General features: G+C 36.8%; 18 protein-coding genes and 2 pseudogenes. 9 read left to right on the top strand and 11 right to left on the bottom strand.

The annotated features are described in order from the left end of the window. The first annotated feature begins 137 nt into the window (after positions 1-137). A complete protein-coding gene (locus QUF93_RS08130) occupies positions 138-320 on the top strand; it encodes a YjzD family protein (protein ID WP_001211111.1) in 183 nt (60 codons plus the stop codon). Between the two features lie 31 nt (positions 321-351). On the opposite strand, the gene clpB is transcribed toward QUF93_RS08130, so the two are convergent. Both clpB and QUF93_RS08120 read right to left on the bottom strand, forming a co-directional pair. Then, positions 352-2,952, bottom strand: coding sequence for an ATP-dependent chaperone ClpB (gene clpB, locus QUF93_RS08125; protein WP_289358425.1), 2,601 nt, complete (start codon positions 2,950-2,952; stop codon positions 352-354). A 173-nt stretch (positions 2,953-3,125) separates the two neighbouring features. After that, a complete protein-coding gene (locus QUF93_RS08120; protein ID WP_002117000.1) occupies positions 3,126-3,305 on the bottom strand; it encodes a YjzC family protein in 180 nt (59 codons plus the stop codon). Between the two features lie 491 nt (positions 3,306-3,796). Between QUF93_RS08120 and QUF93_RS08115 the strand changes: the two genes are divergently transcribed. From QUF93_RS08115 to QUF93_RS08105, 3 genes are all read left to right on the top strand, one after another. Next, a complete protein-coding gene (locus tag QUF93_RS08115) occupies positions 3,797-4,606 on the top strand; it encodes a Cof-type HAD-IIB family hydrolase (RefSeq protein WP_289358424.1) in 810 nt (269 codons plus the stop codon). Positions 4,607-4,710: 104 nt separating this feature from the next. Then, positions 4,711-4,851: a hypothetical protein gene (locus QUF93_RS08110; protein ID WP_000516816.1), complete on the top strand. Its 141-nt coding sequence runs from the start codon at positions 4,711-4,713 to the stop codon at positions 4,849-4,851. Then, complete coding sequence (locus tag QUF93_RS08105) at positions 4,852-5,049, top strand: DUF3813 domain-containing protein (protein ID WP_000527405.1); 198 nt, start codon at positions 4,852-4,854, stop codon at positions 5,047-5,049. Positions 5,050-5,074: 25 nt separating this feature from the next. Here QUF93_RS08105 and QUF93_RS08100 read toward each other — a convergent pair whose 3' ends face one another. Continuing rightward, the gene (locus tag QUF93_RS08100; protein ID WP_289358423.1) at positions 5,075-5,932 is read right to left on the bottom strand and encodes a YitT family protein; all 858 of its coding nucleotides are present in this window, start codon (positions 5,930-5,932) and stop codon (positions 5,075-5,077) included. A gap of 251 nt (positions 5,933-6,183) precedes the next feature. On the opposite strand from QUF93_RS08100, the gene QUF93_RS08095 reads away from it, so the two are divergent. Both QUF93_RS08095 and prsA read left to right on the top strand, forming a co-directional pair. Further along, positions 6,184-6,315, top strand: coding sequence for a DUF3941 domain-containing protein (locus tag QUF93_RS08095; RefSeq protein WP_001120851.1), 132 nt, complete (start codon positions 6,184-6,186; stop codon positions 6,313-6,315). A 130-nt stretch (positions 6,316-6,445) separates the two neighbouring features. After that, positions 6,446-7,291, top strand: a complete 846-nt coding sequence (gene prsA, locus QUF93_RS08090; RefSeq protein WP_289358422.1) for a peptidylprolyl isomerase PrsA — start codon at positions 6,446-6,448, stop codon at positions 7,289-7,291. 55 nt (positions 7,292-7,346) lie between these two features. On the opposite strand, the pseudogene QUF93_RS28855 reads toward prsA, so the two are convergent. Both QUF93_RS28855 and QUF93_RS08080 read right to left on the bottom strand, forming a co-directional pair. Continuing rightward, positions 7,347-7,537: pseudogene (locus QUF93_RS28855) on the bottom strand (hypothetical protein); the annotation flags it as partial. Positions 7,538-7,666: 129 nt separating this feature from the next. Further along, positions 7,667-8,521: a CvfB family protein gene (locus tag QUF93_RS08080; RefSeq protein WP_289358421.1), complete on the bottom strand. Its 855-nt coding sequence runs from the start codon at positions 8,519-8,521 to the stop codon at positions 7,667-7,669. Positions 8,522-8,800: 279 nt separating this feature from the next. Between QUF93_RS08080 and QUF93_RS08075 the strand changes: the two genes are divergently transcribed. Continuing rightward, positions 8,801-9,292: a YajQ family cyclic di-GMP-binding protein gene (locus QUF93_RS08075; RefSeq protein WP_289358420.1), complete on the top strand. Its 492-nt coding sequence runs from the start codon at positions 8,801-8,803 to the stop codon at positions 9,290-9,292. 38 nt (positions 9,293-9,330) lie between these two features. Here the strand turns inward: QUF93_RS08075 and QUF93_RS08070 are convergent, their stop codons facing one another. Next, entirely contained in the window at positions 9,331-9,558 is a 228-nt protein-coding gene (locus QUF93_RS08070; RefSeq protein WP_289358419.1) for a hypothetical protein, read from the bottom strand. A 51-nt stretch (positions 9,559-9,609) separates the two neighbouring features. Continuing rightward, on the bottom strand, positions 9,610-10,965 hold the full coding sequence (locus QUF93_RS08065; RefSeq protein ID WP_289358418.1) for an alpha-amylase family glycosyl hydrolase: 1,356 nt from the start codon (positions 10,963-10,965) through the stop codon (positions 9,610-9,612). A gap of 157 nt (positions 10,966-11,122) precedes the next feature. Between QUF93_RS08065 and QUF93_RS08060 the strand changes: the two genes are divergently transcribed. Beyond that, positions 11,123-12,355, top strand: a complete 1,233-nt coding sequence (locus QUF93_RS08060; protein ID WP_289358417.1) for an ammonium transporter — start codon at positions 11,123-11,125, stop codon at positions 12,353-12,355. 360 nt (positions 12,356-12,715) lie between these two features. Here the strand turns inward: QUF93_RS08060 and katB are convergent, their stop codons facing one another. The 3 genes and pseudogenes from katB to asnB form a co-directional block, all read right to left on the bottom strand. Next, on the bottom strand, positions 12,716-14,182 hold the full coding sequence (gene katB, locus QUF93_RS08055) for a catalase KatB (protein ID WP_289358415.1): 1,467 nt from the start codon (positions 14,180-14,182) through the stop codon (positions 12,716-12,718). A gap of 59 nt (positions 14,183-14,241) precedes the next feature. Continuing rightward, positions 14,242-14,611: pseudogene (locus QUF93_RS08050) on the bottom strand (hypothetical protein). A gap of 271 nt (positions 14,612-14,882) precedes the next feature. Further along, positions 14,883-16,730: an asparagine synthase (glutamine-hydrolyzing) gene (asnB, locus tag QUF93_RS08045; protein WP_289358414.1), complete on the bottom strand. Its 1,848-nt coding sequence runs from the start codon at positions 16,728-16,730 to the stop codon at positions 14,883-14,885. Between the two features lie 242 nt (positions 16,731-16,972). On the opposite strand from asnB, the gene QUF93_RS08040 reads away from it, so the two are divergent. Then, positions 16,973-17,527: a DUF2777 domain-containing protein gene (locus QUF93_RS08040; RefSeq protein WP_289358413.1), complete on the top strand. Its 555-nt coding sequence runs from the start codon at positions 16,973-16,975 to the stop codon at positions 17,525-17,527. 57 nt (positions 17,528-17,584) lie between these two features. Here the strand turns inward: QUF93_RS08040 and QUF93_RS08035 are convergent, their stop codons facing one another. Beyond that, the gene (locus QUF93_RS08035; RefSeq protein ID WP_098768734.1) at positions 17,585-17,950 is read right to left on the bottom strand and encodes a YisL family protein; all 366 of its coding nucleotides are present in this window, start codon (positions 17,948-17,950) and stop codon (positions 17,585-17,587) included. Positions 17,951-18,061 lie beyond the last annotated feature (111 nt).

The raw sequence follows: 18,061 nt of genomic DNA, 5'->3' as shown, positions 1-18,061 counted from the left end.
CTAAACGTATAAAAGTACTCTTTTATAATGTATGAACAGAATGCAAATTTGCGTTGAAAAATCTACAAATATTTTTCTATATTCTTTTTTCAATTGTGTTACAATAAGGACAGATTGAACGAATAGAGGTGTAAAATATGCGTTTCATTTGGGCATTAATTTGGTCGTTCGCGCTTGTACATATGATGAGCTACGTAATCGGCTCTATGACTGGCGGTACATACGATTTTAACCAAGCGTCTATTTTCTCAGTTGTTCTTGCGGTATTAGTATTAGCGATTGCAGCTGCGATTCCAAACGAGCCAGTAGAACAACACTAAAAAGAGTCCGGATTTTATCCGAACTCTTTTTTTACTTTACATGAACGACTAATTCGTTATTTTCAACATCGACCACTACGTGACTATTGTCAGTAATCGTTCCTGCAATTAATTCTCTCGCTAATTTCGTTTCAACTTGACGCTGTACGTATCGTTTTAACGGACGAGCTCCGTACATTGGATTAAATCCAGCTTCTACAACAAATTCTTTTGCAGATTCCGTCAATTCTAATGATATGTGGCGATCTGCTAAACGCCCTTGTAATTCTTGTACAATCTTATCAACAATACCTTTAATTTCATTCCTTGTAAGAGGTTTGAATAAAATAATTTCATCGACACGGTTTAAGAATTCTGGTCGGAAATGTCCTCTTAATTGTCCCATTACAAGTTCTCTTGACTCTTCTTTAATAGAACCATCTTCTTCTAACCCTTCTAATAAGTGCGCAGATCCAATATTTGAAGTCATAATAATAACCGTGTTTTTAAAGTCTACTGTACGTCCTTGTGAATCTGTAATGCGTCCATCGTCTAACATTTGTAATAAAATGTTGAATACTTCTGGATGTGCTTTTTCGATTTCATCTAACAAAATAACAGAATACGGTTTACGTCTTACTGCTTCTGTTAATTGTCCGCCTTCTTCATATCCAACATATCCAGGAGGCGCACCAATTAAGCGTGACACTGCGTGTTTCTCCATATACTCAGACATATCGATACGAATCATTTGCTCTTCACTGTCAAATAACGTTTGTGCTAACGTTTTTGCAAGCTCAGTTTTACCAACACCTGTAGGGCCTAAGAAAATGAATGAACCAATTGGACGATTCGGATCTTTAATGCCAGCGCGAGCACGAAGAACTGCGTCTGATACAAGACTTACCGCTTCCTCTTGACCGATGACACGCTCTGATAAAATTTGTTCAAGACGTAATAATTTCTCACGTTCACCTTCAACGAGTTTTGCGACAGGAATACCAGTCCAGCGTGAAACAATGTCTGCAATTTCTTCTTCACTTACTTCCTCACGTAATAAACGATTCTCTTGTTTATTATGTGCACCCATCTCTTCCGCTTCTTTTAACTCTTTTTCGATAGCTGGAATTTTCCCGTGGCGAAGCTCAGCTGCTTTATTTAAATCGTAATTTCCTTCTGCTTCTTCTAACTCACGGCGCAAGCGCTCTAAATGTTCACGTAAGTCACGCACTTTATGAATTTCTTCTTTTTCTTTCTCCCATTTCGCTCTCATACTACTTGCAACTTCTTTTAAATCCGATAATTCACGTTGCAATGTTTTTAGGCGCTCTTGACTACCTAAGTCCTTTTCTTTCCCAAGAGCAGCTTCTTCAATTTCCAGCTGCATAATGCGGCGCGTTACTTCATCTAATTCTGTTGGCATAGAATCAATTTCTGTTCGAATTGTTGCACAAGCTTCATCAACAAGATCAATTGCTTTATCTGGTAGGAAACGATCTGAAATATATCGATCTGATAAAACAGATGCTGCTACAATCGCGCGGTCATGAATATTTACACCGTGATAAATTTCAAAACGCTCTTTTAAACCACGTAAAATCGAAATTGTATCCTCAACAGTTGGCTCTTCTGCTAATACTTGTTGGAAACGTCTTTCTAACGCTGGATCTTTCTCAATATATTTACGGTATTCATCTAACGTTGTTGCCCCGATGCAATGCAGTTCACCACGAGCTAGCATTGGTTTTAACATATTTCCTGCATCCATCGCTCCTTCTGTTTTACCAGCGCCGACAATTGTATGCAGTTCATCAATGAATAATAGAATGCGGCCTTCGCTCTTTTTAATTTCATTTAATACAGCTTGCAGACGTTCTTCAAACTCACCGCGGAATTTTGCTCCGGCCACAAGTGCACTCATATCTAAAGCGAAAATTGTTCTATCTTTTAATCCTTCCGGTACATCTTTTTTCACAATACGCTGTGCTAATCCTTCAACGATTGCTGTTTTCCCAACACCTGGTTCCCCGATTAAAACAGGGTTGTTTTTCGTTTTACGTGAAAGAATACGGATCACGCGGCGAATTTCACTATCTCGGCCAATTACAGGATCAATTTTCCCCGCTCTTACTTCAGCCACTAAATCACGGCCATATTTTTCTAACGCTTCATAAGTTGCTTCTGGATTTTGACTAGTCACTCTTTGATTCCCCCGAACTGTCATTAAAGACTGTAATAAGTTGTTTTTCGTAATATGAAATTTTGTAAATAATTGATTTATATCGCCTTTTTCTTCAGAAAAAGCAAGCAATACATGTTCTATTGAAATATAATCATCTTGTAATTTTTCTGCTTCTTTTCCTGCTCTCACAAGCAGTTGTTGCAAAGCACCTGTTACATATAATTTCCCTGCCTCTGCCCCGCTTCCAGTTACAGAAGGCTTTTTCTTAATTAAATTTTCGGCGCCTTGCTTTAACGCTTCTATATCGACATTCATTTTTTGAAAAATACGTACTGTTAATCCGTCTTGCTGCTCTAATAACGTAAGCAATAGATGAACAGTATCTACTTCTTGATGATGATGAGATACCGCTAAAGATTGAGCACTCATAATCGCTTCCTGTGTTTTCGTTGTCATTTGATTTAAGTCCATCTTTACAGCCCTCCAAATGTTTGACTTTCTTTGACCTTTAATTTGATTATACGCCAACTGACTTTTTTATACAATAATTTTGCTTATGTAGTTCAAACTTATTATTGGAAAAAGAAAAAAGTAACATTCATTTCCCTAATCAAAAAAAGCCGCAATAACGATTGCGGCTTCTGTTACGGTTTTCTTTTATATGTCCACTGACGGTTATGATTTGCGTTCTCCGGAAACCTTTCCCCGGCAGTTAATTTCACCATTTGTGGATCTTTCACCATACTTCCCGTTTCACCAATTTCTACGTAAATGCCATCATTTGGCGCCTTTTGCCCTGAACGAAACCTGCGATTTTGTCCCATTTCCATTCTCCTTCCATGACGTCTTGCCTCATTAGTATATCCATTTTAAAAGAAAGCTTTTCTGTCATGTTTAGGAAACATGTACTACCGTTTACTCACGTACATATATATAATTACACAAGCTTAAGCAGGAATTATTGGCATATTTGTTGAAAAAAAAGAAACCAACCAAAGTTTAGGCCAGTTTCAAAGGAGAGTCAAACATATACGAGAAGATTACATGTTCATTATAAGCCTCCTCATACGAGCAATGTAACCCTTTTCACAATTTGTACATAATGAAAGAAACATTATTTGAACTTTCCGAAAAGTTATTGACTTTTCTGCATTTCCAGTGAGAAATAGTAGACACCACAGCACTTTGCGACGTAAGATGGATATATAGTGAAATTTCCATCTATGGTGGTCTCACCCAGTCTAACCTCTTATTTCTGCATATTAAAAACGGAAATACAGATAGATACAAAAAAATTATTATAAGAGGTGAAATTATGAGTAAACAACATTTAATCGCATTAGACTTAGACGGCACTTTATTAACAGACAACAAAATAATTTCCACTCGAACGAAACAGACAATTGCAAAAGCAAAGGAACAAGGACATATCGTCGTCATTTCAACGGGACGTCCATTCCGTGCTAGTTTTGATTATTATAAAGAACTTAATCTTAATACACCGATTGTAAACTTTAATGGCGCTTACGTGCATCACCCTCTTGATTCAAATTGGGGAACACATCATTCTCCTCTTGAACTTTCAACAGCGCAAGAAATCGTCCGAGCTTGCTTTGAGTTCGGCGTGAAAAATGTCTATGCTGAAGTCATGGATGATGTATATGTCCGTGAAATTGATGAAGATAAAAAACATATTTTTGAATTCGGCTCTCCTAAGATTTTCACAGGAGATTTATTAAATATTTTAAACGACCATCCAACTTGCTTATTAATCGATGCACATGACGAGCATTCTGCTGCAATCCGCCAACATTTAACAGATATGCATGCTGAAGTCATCGACCATAGAAAATGGGGTGCGCCTTGGCCAATTATTGAAATTGTAAAAAGCGGATTAAATAAAGCTGTCGGATTACAAAAAATTTCAGGCCATTATAATATTCCTAAAGAGCGAATTATCGCTTTTGGTGATGAGGATAACGACTTTGAAATGATCGAATTTGCTGGTCATGGAATCGCAATGGGTAATGCAATTCCTGAATTAAAATCACTCGCAAATCATACGACATTAACGAATGAAGAAGATGGTATCGCTCTATATTTAGAAGAGGTTCTTGGGTTGTAATCTAAAAATTCCCTGCTTATAGTTTTCGCCAAACGCTCATACTATTATTAGACGCAAAAGTCAGCGCGTCAATTGTTTTCAGCTGAATAAAGGGGGTTTTTCGAATGGGTAAAAAGAACAAATCAAAACGTTTTATCCAACAAGGAGCCGATGCTGTTATGAAGCATGATGCAAGATTCCCGTACAGAGGTACATTAGCTGAGGCAGAAAAAGCGAGAAGTAACTCTTCGTTTGGAGGGGTTTAAATGGGGAACTTACTATTCCAACAAGCTAGAGACGCTGTTGCAAGTGCCGTTTCTTGTTCAAGTGGCGCTGAACAACAGGAACTCGTTTATAGAGCAAAAAACTCTTTGCACTCTGCTTATGCAAACTCTTCAACTGCTGAAAAAGTTCAGCTACGTGAAATGCAGGAGCAATTGCAAAACATTACGAATTCGCATTAAAAAAGAGGACCAACTTTGGTCCTCTTTAATCTTTTCTAAACAATCCAAACACACCGACCGTTTGCAATATATTTGTAAATGCACCTGGGTCCACTTGTTTAATAACTCTCTCTAATTCGTACAACTCGTAACGAGTAATAACAATCATTAACATTTCTTTATTTTCATTTGTATAAGCACCTGTTGCTGGTATGGTTGTAATCCCTCTCACTAAGCGAGAGTGAATTGCTTTTCGCACATCTGCCCCGTTCTTTGTAACAATTAATGCCGTAATCTTCACATGGCGGGTATGAATCGCATCAATAATTCTCGTTGACACATACAAAGTAACCAAAGTATATAATGCCTTTTCCCATCCATACACATAGCCAGCAGCGATAATGATAAGTGCATTAAAGAAGAAAAAATACGTACCGACAGGCTTATCTTTTATCTTTGATAAAATCATGGCGATAATATCCAAGCCACCTGTAGAAGCACCCCACTTTAAAGCAATCCCTACCCCAATCGCTGAAATAATACCACCAAAAATCGCATTCAATATGATATCATTCGAAACCGCTCTAACTGGGATAATTTCTAAAAACAAAGTCATAAATACAACACAGAGAAAACTAAAAAATGTAAAAGCCTTTCCAACCTTTTTCCACGCTAAAATAACGACGGGAATATTAAATAAACTAAACAATACACCCGTAGATATATGAATGGATAAAAAGTCACCTAATATTTGCGATAATAATTGAGACAATCCAGCAAAACCACTAGCATATACTTTCGCTGGTGTTAAAAATAAATTCATTCCAATTGCATTTAATAAACCTGCAATAATTACAACGATTAACTTCTTAATAAGTTCAGTATAATTCAGCTTCAAATCCATTTCTAATCCACCTTTACCCCGCTATTTGCGGGCAGTAAGACCCCTACCTCAAAATTCAGCGAAAGCAAAGAAGTTAGGTGGGGACCAGCTGCCCGTAAAAGCCCGATTGGTGCGGGCTAATAATCAGCGGGGGATGAAGACCCCCCACTGATTAAAGTTTCACTTTATTATTCATAAATGCCCCGCTATACATAGTCTTTACGAAAAAGGAAATGATAAACGTACAACGTTTAGAAATGGAGTTGATACATATGCCACATACGAGCGATAACGACAAAAAAGCACGCGACAATAATGCAAAGCGCACTCAAAAAAATGAACAAGAGCAAAAAAATATTCAGCAAGGAAAACGTGCATATTCTAAGAAAACTGATCACCTTTGATTACATCGTACATCAACGTTAATGTTGATGTACTTTTTTTACATTTCACAGGAAAAAAACATTGAAAATTCACTTCATGTTCACTTCTATATTCTACAATAGCGATAACATATTCGGATGAGGTGTTAGCATGAGAGGAAAAAGTATATTCATTATAACTGCACTAATAAGTATATTAATGCTATCGGCTTGCGGACAAAAAAATGACTCGGCCACAATCGCTACAACAACAAACTCAACCATTACGAAGAGCGATTTCGAAAAACAATTGAAAGATCGATACGGAAAAGACACACTATACGAAATGATAGCACAAGATGTTATTACTAAAAAATATAAAGTATCTGATGATGCAGTGGATAAAGAAGTAGAAAAAGCAAAAGCTCAATATGGAGAACAATTCAAAGCAGCATTAGAAAATAATCGTTTAAAAGATGAAGAGGATTTCAAAAATCAAATTAGATTCAAACTTGCATTGAATGAAGCGATTAAACAAAGCGTTACAGAAAAAGATGTGAAAGACCACTATAAACCAGAAATTAAAGCTAGTCATATTTTAGTAAGTAACGAAAATGAAGCGAAAGAAATAAAGAAGAAATTAGATACCGGCACTTCATTTGAAGAATTAGCAAAACAAGAATCTCAAGATTTAGCATCAAAAGATAATGGCGGAGACCTCGGATACTTCGGGGCAGGCAAAATGACACCTGAATTTGAAAAAGCTGCCTACAAATTAAAGCCCGGCCAAATTAGCAATCCTGTAAAATCACCAAACGGCTATCACATTATTAAACTAACTGATAAAAAAGATTTAAAACCTTACGATGAAGCGAAAGACTCTATACGTAAAGACTTAGAAGAAGAACGTATTGCCGACCCTTCCTTCGGTCAAAAATTATTACAAGATGAATTAAAAAAGGCGGATATTAAAATAAATGATAGTGATTTGAAAGATACATTTTCTCATCTTTTTTGAGAAAGGGAAATAAAATAAAGCACGATCTTATTGAAAAAAATAAGATCGTGCTTTTTTAATCTTCTATCAACATTTTTAACTTTTTCTTCAAGCTTTTATAATGCCAATTGATATGATCTAATTCTACCTCCATTTCAATTAGCGCATCTATTAAGTCTTCTTTAGACTGCTGAGAGTGCATCATATTTTCAAGCATTTTTTCAAAGCTTTTACTACTCTCATATATATATCATATAAATCTATCCTTTCTATATTCTTTAAAATATTCCTCTTCCAACGATTCTCTTACTCCCCCTCTCAATTTTTGCTGAACGCAAAAAGAACTATCCCCTCCCCTAATAAACTCAGAGAAAAGATAGTTCTTTTTAGTCCACTTTATTTTTTAAAGTAAGTCCAGCCTTCTTCTTGGTAGACCTTTTCTTCTTTCATCAACTTACCAAGTGCACGCTTAAATGCAGCTTTACTCATGTTGAAACGTTCTTTAATGTCTTCTGGGTGGCTCTTATCCCAAAACGGCATCGCTCCGCCTCGTTCTTCCATATATTCATAAACTACTGCAGCGTCACCTTCCATTCCTTCTTCTTTACGAGGAAGAAGTGAAATGTTAATTGTACCGTCGTCTTTCACGTCAATAATACGGCCTGTTACGCGCTCACCGATACGGACTTGCTCTTTTCTTTCTGTATGGTGTAAGAAAGCACGGAAATGCTCGTCTGTTAGTATGAATGAACCAACTTGAAGTGAGCGATACACACGTCCATTTACGTTTTTATTACGCATAGATGGCGTTGCATCTACGATAATTTCTTGCATATCACTATCTCTTGCCGGAAGAGCAATTAAACGATCACGATTCGTTAATTTTAACGTACAATATAATTCGTCGCCTTCTTGAGGCCATACTGGCATATAAATTGGAAACTCATCAAGTGGAATTAGTATATCTTTTGATACACCAATATCAACAAACACACCTAAACTAGGAATAACTTCTACAACCTTTACCCAATTCCAATCATGCGTTGTAATAATTGGTTCCTTCATTGTTGCTGAAATACGATTTTGGTGATCAAGGTATAAGAATACATCAATCGTATCGCCTTCTTCAATTTCTCCAGCTAATTCGTTTTTATGTAGGAAGATTTCTTCCTCTTCGTTTCCAACCATATATCCGATTTCCGTTTCGCGTAAAACAGTTACCTGTTCAATCGATCCTAATTGCAAATACATATTTTTTAATTCCCTTCTATATATATAAAGTTATCTTTTTTATCATTCCAAACAAAAGTTAATTATAACACGATTTTTCCTTTATTTGTCCAACTGCCCAAAATTCACTATAATTAAATAAAGACTTTATGGACTATATTACCCTACAGATGATCTGTCAAAACACTTAAATTGCTACACTCTATCTAATCGTTGTATTTTCCGCTATACTTTAATATGTATATTACATAGCCTATTTAGGCGCATTAAAAGATAGAAATTTATTTGGAGGTGCTAACTATGGCAAAAGACAGTTCTTTTGACATCGTTTCGAAAGTAGAATTACCTGAAGTAACAAACGCAATTAACATCGCATTAAAGGAAATCCAAAACCGATATGACTTTAAAGGTAGTAAAAGTGATATTAAATTAGAAAAAGAAGTACTTGTTTTAACTTCTGATGACGAGTTCAAATTAGAGCAAGTAAAAGACGTTCTAATTTCTAAACTTGTAAAACGTAACGTTCCAATTAAAAACTTGGACTACGGAAAAGTTGAAGCTGCATCTGGTAACACTGTTCGCCAACGTGCAACTCTGCAACAAGGTATCGATAAAGATAACGCGAAAAAAATCAACAACATCATTAAAGAAATGAAATTAAAGGTAAAAACACAAGTGCAAGATGACCAAGTACGCGTAACAGCGAAAAGCCGTGATGACTTACAAGCAGTAATCGCAGCCGTTCGCAGCGTTGACTTACCAATCGACGTACAGTTCATTAACTACCGCTAAAAAGAAACCTCCTCTATTCAGAGGAGGTTTTCTACTTATTAAGAACAGCACCCTATTGCTTTATCAAATGATTTTTCTCGAATATACACTTTATCATTTTCAATTTTGTATTTAATATTATTTTTCTTAAGAACCGCTGTATCCACAGAATGAACACTATCGCCCCACTGAACAAATTCCCCATCGTCACCGTTGTCCCAAGAATACAAACTTACGAATACGATAAGAAGACAAAAACATAGAGCGAACAACTTCTTTCTCCTCAAACATCTCACCTCACCTTGAACTTTAGGCAGACTACTAAAGAAAAGAGTTACTCATTTTCGTTTCTTTTTAACCGCAATTAAAAAAGCAATAAATAATACGTTCACACCAACGATTAAGGAGATAAATAACCAATTCACACCTGTTTCTTCGCTAACTTTATACACATTCGATTCTTCGCGCTTTAAAACAAGATAAAATTTCCCGTTTTCTTCTCTTATAATTTCGTCTTCTAACAATCCTCTTAACTGTTGTTTTTCACCAATTGTACTTACAGGTAAGGAAACTTTTTGCGTCTCTTTCGTATTATTAATCGCTACTAATGTTACTTCATCTTTATACTTTCGTTTTAATATACTCATTCCAGCTTTATCATATAGAAGTTCAAACGTACCACGTCGTAAAGATGGCCTCGTTTGTCTAAGTTCACCTAGCTTCGTTATGTGCTGCATAAACTTTTCATCCGATTTAAAATCCATTAATCGTCTATTATCTGGAGTATCCCCTCCATCTAATGCGATTTCAGTTCCGTAATAAAAATTCGGTATCCCCGGGGATGTATATAAGTAAGTGAGTGCTAGTTTTAAACGAGACGGCGGGTAATACATATTTTCTTTTGCAATACGCGCAAATCGCTTTGTTTCTTGATTATCTAAAAACGTAGCGAATTCCTCTTCTTTTTTACTCACATCGTATAAAGGTTTCACAGACATATCTGCTTTTGAAAATGACTCCACTATTTTTTTATAGTACTCATTCTCTTCCTTTGTCATAATGCGAAAATCTTTTTTTACCTTCTGCAAATCCTTTTGCACTTCATCCCAAAAAGCACGCGGCTTTTTTTCACTATGTATCACATAACTTCCGTCTAAATCGACTTCTTTTATCCACCATTTCATCGAGTCTATTAATTGTTGTTCATTTTCTTCATACGGAAATTGAAAGACAACTTTCATTCCTTTTTTGTGAGCCTCATTTACAAGTTCTTTCACATCATTTTCTGTTCCGAAATGTTCATTTACTTTTTGAAAGTTTCGAACGCCTAATCCATCATACTTTTCACTTTCAAAAAGCGGCGAAAGCATAATAGTAGTAAATCCCATTTCTTTTATGTAGTCCAATCTTTTTATAATCCCTCGTATATCCCCGCCCTGATACCCTTCTAAATTACCAACGTCCAACTGTTTGTCATTTTTCGGTTCTCCGTTATTGAAGCGATCAATCATAATGGAATATATAACTTCATCTCGCCATTCCCTTTTTTCTTCTGCAAAAGTATGTACTGGTACAAACAAAATGACAGCTAAACAAAAACAAATGAATAGTTCCTTAGTCCATATTTTTCTCACACGCATCCCCCAAACTTTCAATTGTAAGAATATTATACCAACTTTTGAAACAAATCGCATACGTTGATTTCGCCCCTCCAAAATACATCATGTCAGATTTTCTAACATCACCTTAAAAGTTTTCTGAATTTTTAGTTGATTTTTCTTTTCATTTCGAATATGATATGAAACATAACAAATAGATGTTATTTTTTCTAACATCATAGGAGGAGAGAGAATGAATACGGGAGATACAGTTTTTATTTTTGTAACGACAGTAATGGTCATGTTGATGACACCAGGATTGGCACTTTTTTATGGAGGTATGGTTCGCAGTAAAAACGTACTCAGTACAACCATGCACAGTTATAGCGCAATGGCTATCGTTTCGATTCAATGGATTGTTATCGGTTATTCTTTATCATTCGGACCAGATTGGCACGGACTTATCGGCACTCTCGATTGGTTCGGTCTAAACGGAGTTACCTACGCACCAAATCCAGACTACTCATCTACTATTCCTCACAATTTATTTATGATGTTCCAACTCATGTTCGCCATTTTAACTCCCGCTTTAATTTCAGGTGCATTCGCCGAAAGAATGCGATTTTCTGCCTTTCTTATTTTTATCCTTCTTTGGACAACAATCGTTTACAATCCCGTCGCTCATTGGGTATGGGGCGTTGGTGGATGGCTGAGAGAACTCGGCGCGTTAGACTTCGCTGGCGGTAATGTCGTTCATATCACATCTGGCGTTGCCGGTCTTGTATTAGCTATTTTCCTTGGAAAACGAAAAAACATAAGCGGTACCTCTCCTCATCATTTACCATTTACAATGTTAGGCGCAGGCTTACTCTGGTTCGGCTGGTTCGGTTTTAACGTCGGTAGCGCATTATCTTTAAATGACGTAGCTTTAACTGCATTTATTAATACAAATATAGCCGCCGCTGCCTCAGCTCTAACTTGGATGCTTTCTGAATGGTTCTTCCAATCAAAGCCGACTGCGATGGGAGCTGCTTGCGGGGTTGTTTCTGGTTTAGTCGCAATTACGCCGGCTTGTGGATTCGTTACACCTTTCTCCGCTCTTCTTATCGGAGCAATTGGCGGTATATTATGTTTCGGTGCTGTCTTCTTCTTAAAAAACAAATTCGGATACGATGATACACTTGATGCCTTTGGATGTCACGGCATCGGAGGAACTTGGGGCGGTATCGCAACTGGACTATTTGCAACTACTACTGTAAACGGTGATGGCGCTAACGGATTATTTTACGGGAATGCTGCACTTCTTTTCAAACAACTTATAGCAATCGGAGCAACATATGCATTCACGATCATAATGACGTACGCCATTATTAAAGCCATTAACTTCTTCCTCCCTGTTCGCGTCGATGAGCACGAAGAACAAATGGGGCTTGATATTTCAATGCATGGGGAGAAAGCTTATGAGTATACTGAGCGAGTAAATTAAATAAAAAGAGATGGAATCTATTAATAGTAGATTCCATCTCTTTTTTATCGCACTCGGTGATATACCCAGCCCAGTATCAATGTAGATATATCAACGATTTTTTAAATATATCGATTTACCAACAAATTCCGAAAGGACAGGAGCGAAGAATACCCCCTAACGCTCCAAGTAAAATAAAAAAAGACGACTGAAATTCAGTCGTCTTTTCCTATTTATCCCGCATTAACGGGCAGTAAGATCCCCCACCTCAAAATTCAGCGAAAGCAAAGAAGTTAGGTGAAGGATCAACTGCCCGTAAAAGCCCGATTGGTGAGGGCTAATAATCAGTGGGGAATGACCCCCACTGATTAAAGTTTCACTTTATTTCGGAGCATTCCCTACATATTGCGTAATATCAACATTTAATGCCCCTGCTAAACGCATGCCGTACTCATGATCTGCACGGAAGAAGTTGCAAATAGCTAGTAATTTTGTGCGTTCATTTACATCTCTTAAATCATTTGTTAAGTTCGCAATTAAGTTGTCTTGCTCTTCTTTAGAGAATGAACGATAACGCTCACCCGCTTGTTTGAAGTCATTTGGTTTGTCAATTTTTTCACGAGATACATAGCCTTCTACTTTCATAGTTGAATCGCGGTAAGTCGGGTCTTCAACTGGATTTTCAGTATGGCGACTCGGTTCGTAGTTTATTGTAGATGGGTTTTGATTTATTTGCATCGCACCATCACGTTGTTGGTTATGAACAGCTGCGTATGGGCAGTTTACAGGTATTTGTAAGTAATTTGCACCAAGGCGATAACGCTGTGTATCTGGGTAAGAGAATAAACGACCTTGTAATAATTTATCTTCCGATGGTTCAATACCATTTACAGTTGCACTTGGAGAGAATGCCACTTGTTCTACTTCCGCAAAGAAGTTTTTCGGGTTACGGTTTAACGTCATTGTCCCTACTTCAATTAATGGGAAACGATCTTCTGGCCATACTTTCGTTGGATCTAGTGGATCGAAATCTAAAGAATCCGTTTCATCTAGTTGCATTACTTGTACGTGTAAATCCCATTTCGGATAGTTTCCTTTTTCGATCGCATCGAATAAGTCACGAGTTGCATGGTTGAAGTCTTTCCCCTGTACTTCTTGCACTTCTTTCGCATTTAAATTACGTACACCTTGCTGTGGTTTCCAATGGTATTTAATGTAAACAATTTTACCTTCTGCATTAATCCATTTGAATGAATGGACACCGAACCCTTCCATTTCGCGATAATTTGCCGGTGTACCATAATCAGAAAATACCCATGTCATCATATGTGTAGATTCTGGAGTTAACGTCATGAAATCCCAGTAACGATCTGGTGTTTGAACATTTGTATCAGGTGCTGGTTTTAAAGAATGCACCATGTCAGGGAATTTAATTGCATCACGAATGAAGAAAACTGGTAAATGGTTACCTACGATATCATAGTTTCCTTCTTCTGTATAAAATTTAACGGCGAAACCACGTGGATCACGCGCTGTTTCAGGAGAACCTTGACCATGAATAACCGTCGAGAAACGAACAAATACAGGCGTTTCAGTTCCTTCATTTTGTAAAAACGCCGCTTTCGTATATTGCTTCATGCTGTTTTTCGTTACGAATACACCGTGAGCACCTGCACCACGTGCATGCACAACACGCTCTGGAATACGTTCACGATCAAAGTGTGCAAGTTTTTCTATTAAATGATAGTCTTCTAACAATACCGGTCCACGGCGACCAGCTGTACGAGAATTTTGGTTGTCTCCAACTGGAGCACCTTGGTTTGTTGTTAAGCGATTATTTGGATTCATCTAGGGGGATCCTCCTCTTTCTTTCGTAGTAATTATTATTTATTTAAAATTATTATAAACTAATTATTATTCAAAATTAAATCTTTGTCAACTATTCCCTTCATTTTTTTGGAAAAAATTGTAGCTAAGCAATCAATAAATACAGATTGTGAATTGGGCATATTTGGTCTAAAATATGCGGCATTTAATTCATCAGTTACAACTTTACATTCGTAATCATTGTCATGTAAAACTTCTAAATGGGGCAATGTGCTTTAAACCTAAGTAACAAACAAATTCACACTCTGTAAATATGTTATTCATTGAATCTGTTAATTTATGCGCCTGCTCTTTCGTTATTTTCGCAAGCGGTGAAATTCCACCAATTGCTTTATAACATCCAATTAAATCTTGGAGTGCTTCTTCAGACGGCTTACACCCATGACGGATATGTGTATACTACGCCTCTACATCCTCTAACGACTCTGGTGTTCCATAAGCCATTATGAGTAAACCTATTTTTTCTTTGTCATCTATGTAACACCTCAACCTTGAAAATGAGAATCTTTTTCAAGAACATTCGTTTCCAAGTATAACAAGTAATAATAAGTACGTCAAAATAATAATTCTAAATAAGTATTGTTTATAATATGACTTTAAATTTTATTTGACAATGTATTTAATAAAAAAAGCGGCTCACACAAATGTAAGCCGCCCTTCCCTATTCTTTAATATTTACCCCATATTCTTTAAACCAAACATGAATTTGCGCTAAATGCGCTAAAAGTTGTGGCCCTGTCATTAATTGACCGAACCAAGGCGTTTGGAATGCACTTCCGCCTGATTGAATGATTCCACTAAGTTGCTCTTTATCGAACAATTCATGCAAAATTGAGCCTTTATCCGTTAATAAATCTTGTAGCCATACTGTTACTGCTTTCGTATAGTGCGGATTATGCGTTTTCGGATACGGACTTTTCTTTCTATACAATATATCATTTGGAAGTAATCCTTCTAACGCCTTACGCAATAGACCTTTTTCGCGGTTTTTATACATTTTCATTTCCCAAGGAATATTCCACGCATATTCGACAAGTCGATGGTCCGCAAATGGAACGCGTACTTCTAAGCTTGCCCCCATACTCATACGGTCTTTTCTGTCTAATAATGTTGTCATAAACCATACCATATTCAAATAAAATAATTGTCGTCGCTTCGCTTCTAATAGGCTTTCTCCCTCTAAAATAGGAACTTCTTGAATGGACTCTTCATAGCGCCTTTGCACATATTGTTGTAAATTTAATTTATTTCTCCATTCTTTCTTTAGAAGTTGTTCGCGCGCTTCTGTAGAACGCATCCACGGAAATGCACTTGATTGTAAATCATCTTCTCTATAAAACCACGGATAACCACCGAATATTTCATCTGCACATTCTCCAGATAAACCGACGACAAAATCTTGTTTTATTTCACGACAAAACCATAATAATGAAGAATCAATATCTGCCATACCAGGCAAATCGCGAACGAGTACCGCTTCTGTTAAATACTGCGCTAGTTGTTCATTTGAAATGACGCAGCGATGGTGAATTGTTTGAAATGTCTCCGTCATTAAATTAATAAATGGTGCATCTGAATTTGGCTGAAATGCATTCGCTTTAAAGTATTTTTCGTTATCCTCATAGTCAATAGAATACGTGTGCAATTGACCTTTCCCTGCTCTTTCATACTCTTTTGCAGCTATCGCTGTTATAGCACTTGAATCTACACCACCTGATAAAAAAGTGCACAGTGGTACGTCAGAAACTAATTGTCTCGTAATCGCATCTTTTAATAAAAAACGAGTTTTCTCTACTGTTTCTTCAAATGAATCTTCATGTTTTTTACTTTCCACATTCCAATATCTCCATATGCATAAACCGTCTTTCGAGAACGTCATTGCATGACCCGGGCGCAGTTCTTGAATACCAGCATATATGCCGTGCCCAGGAGTTCTAGATGGTCCAAGGCCGAATATTTCTGACAAACCTTCTAACGTTACTTCCGCCTTCACATCTGGATGCGCCAGTATCGCTTTTAACTCTGAACCAAATAATAATCGTCCGCTATCATATTTATAAAATAGCGGCTTCACACCTAATCGATCTCTTGCAATAAACACTTGCTCTTTCTGTTCATCCCATACTGCAAACGCATATATACCGTTTAAATGATCGACACATTCCTCTTTCCATTCGATATAAGAGGCCAATAGTACTTCTGTATCGGAATGCCCTTTAAATGTATAACCTCTTCTTAATAACTCTTTGCGAATATCTTCTGTATTGTAAAGCTCTCCGTTATAGCAAATCGCATAACTAGTTTCATCTTTCAAACAAGTCATCGGTTGTTTACCACCTTCAGGATCTACAACGATTAACCGTTTATGCCCAAATGCAACGTTCCCTTTAATCCAAACTTTATTATCATCCGGACCGCGTTTCGCTAGCGTTTCCGCCATCTTCGTCACAACGTCCCTTTCCCCTTCTAATGAGCGCTTATAATCCACCCATCCTGTAATCCCGCACATAAGAATCATCCTTCCTAATCTAATATCTGTTTCTGAACGTGCAGTAATCCCCACCCTATGAGTGCGGATACATAAAAACAACAAACTTGACGATAACTAACTATTCATATATGGAATAGCAGTTTCACAGTGTAAAGCGTGTTTTATTGTATGCCCACCTCTCTTTAGGTGTGTCTAGTTATAAAGAACGTACGAACTGTCCATAACAAGAATAACTACTTTTCATAAAGGAGAAATCGTGCATGATACAACGTAAACATATTTTATATAATCAGCCTCGCGCTCATACAGTCGGTAATGTAGAGTATATAAACAATGAATGGGTATTCTTTGATGATGAAAATGATGAAGCATTTTTATTAGAAGATATTATCCAAGATGGATTTGAACTTTTGTATAACAACAATTGGCTACCAGCCCGCTTCTATGAACAAGATGTATTACAAATCGCCAACGAACAGCACCATTTGCAAAATGGTGAGATGATACGAATTCGAAAAAAATTACTTCTTAGCTATAATGAATGGCTTGAGGAGTTACCCGACTCTGTCTTTACATTATTAACCGAATCATTGCAATCGCTTCATTACTCTTTATATGATTGCATGTATTGTCATAATTATTTATCCTTCTTACCAAAAGAGGAAGCATGCGAAGGAGTAAATATTCTTTTATTCGATAACGAAGAGATGATTTGTACATTACAGCACCATTTCGTTCGTCACGCTACATCAAATAAAAACATGTTCCGTTTTACGAAAGCAAACGGAGAAGAGTTACATATAGATGCGACATAAAGAAAAAACCACCTTATCCCTCAAAAATTTGAGATTATAAGGTGGTTTTATTTTTAATTAAAATACTTGCCAGCCAATCGGTAATTTCAAGCCAAGATAAAATACCGCTACAAGTGCGATAACAAATAGTCCCCAAAATGCCCCTGTTGCCTTGTTTTTGCTCATTTTTACAAGAACCATTTCCATGCCGCCGATTACTAAAATACCTGCTAGCATTTTCATGCCGTACCACATGTGCATGCTACCTGTTGCTGTTTTCACAATACTCATGTACAACATAAATCCTGTCACAATAATGATGATATACATTAGGCGAAGCCCCATATGTACACCTTTACCTTTTCTTCCTGCCGAATAAAGTGAATACGCCACAAAGAATAAAATTAAACCTAACGCCCATGCTGTAATATGCATATGTACCATCGTATCCCTGCCTCCTCTTTTCACACTTTTTCACTCTATATGATAACATGTTCATTTATTTTCAGGAAATGTTTCGCTTTTTTATATTTAAATGCTATAATATTTAGAGTA

The sequence above is a fragment of the Bacillus hominis genome, assembly GCF_030348325.1.
GTDB classification, from domain to species: Bacteria; Bacillota; Bacilli; order Bacillales; family Bacillaceae_G; genus Bacillus_A; species Bacillus_A hominis.
The sequence above is the reverse complement of the archived record's forward strand: the minus strand, read 5'-3'. Positions and strand labels throughout refer to the sequence as shown.

Coding starts and splice junctions, on each gene's coding strand:
- QUF93_RS08130 (WP_001211111.1), top strand. CDS start 138: ATGCGTTTCATTTGGGCATTAATTTGGTCGTTCGCGCTTGTACATATG.
- clpB (WP_289358425.1), bottom strand. CDS start 2,952: ATGGACTTAAATCAAATGACAACGAAAACACAGGAAGCGATTATGAGT.
- QUF93_RS08120 (WP_002117000.1), bottom strand. CDS start 3,305: ATGGGACAAAATCGCAGGTTTCGTTCAGGGCAAAAGGCGCCAAATGAT.
- QUF93_RS08115 (WP_289358424.1), top strand. CDS start 3,797: ATGAGTAAACAACATTTAATCGCATTAGACTTAGACGGCACTTTATTA.
- QUF93_RS08110 (WP_000516816.1), top strand. CDS start 4,711: ATGGGTAAAAAGAACAAATCAAAACGTTTTATCCAACAAGGAGCCGAT.
- QUF93_RS08105 (WP_000527405.1), top strand. CDS start 4,852: ATGGGGAACTTACTATTCCAACAAGCTAGAGACGCTGTTGCAAGTGCC.
- QUF93_RS08100 (WP_289358423.1), bottom strand. CDS start 5,932: ATGGATTTGAAGCTGAATTATACTGAACTTATTAAGAAGTTAATCGTT.
- QUF93_RS08095 (WP_001120851.1), top strand. CDS start 6,184: ATGCCACATACGAGCGATAACGACAAAAAAGCACGCGACAATAATGCA.
- prsA (WP_289358422.1), top strand. CDS start 6,446: ATGAGAGGAAAAAGTATATTCATTATAACTGCACTAATAAGTATATTA.
- QUF93_RS08080 (WP_289358421.1), bottom strand. CDS start 8,521: ATGTATTTGCAATTAGGATCGATTGAACAGGTAACTGTTTTACGCGAA.
- QUF93_RS08075 (WP_289358420.1), top strand. CDS start 8,801: ATGGCAAAAGACAGTTCTTTTGACATCGTTTCGAAAGTAGAATTACCT.
- QUF93_RS08065 (WP_289358418.1), bottom strand. CDS start 10,965: ATGCGATTTGTTTCAAAAGTTGGTATAATATTCTTACAATTGAAAGTT.
- QUF93_RS08060 (WP_289358417.1), top strand. CDS start 11,123: ATGAATACGGGAGATACAGTTTTTATTTTTGTAACGACAGTAATGGTC.
- katB (WP_289358415.1), bottom strand. CDS start 14,182: ATGAATCCAAATAATCGCTTAACAACAAACCAAGGTGCTCCAGTTGGA.
- asnB (WP_289358414.1), bottom strand. CDS start 16,730: ATGTGCGGGATTACAGGATGGGTGGATTATAAGCGCTCATTAGAAGGG.
- QUF93_RS08040 (WP_289358413.1), top strand. CDS start 16,973: ATGATACAACGTAAACATATTTTATATAATCAGCCTCGCGCTCATACA.
- QUF93_RS08035 (WP_098768734.1), bottom strand. CDS start 17,950: ATGGTACATATGCATATTACAGCATGGGCGTTAGGTTTAATTTTATTC.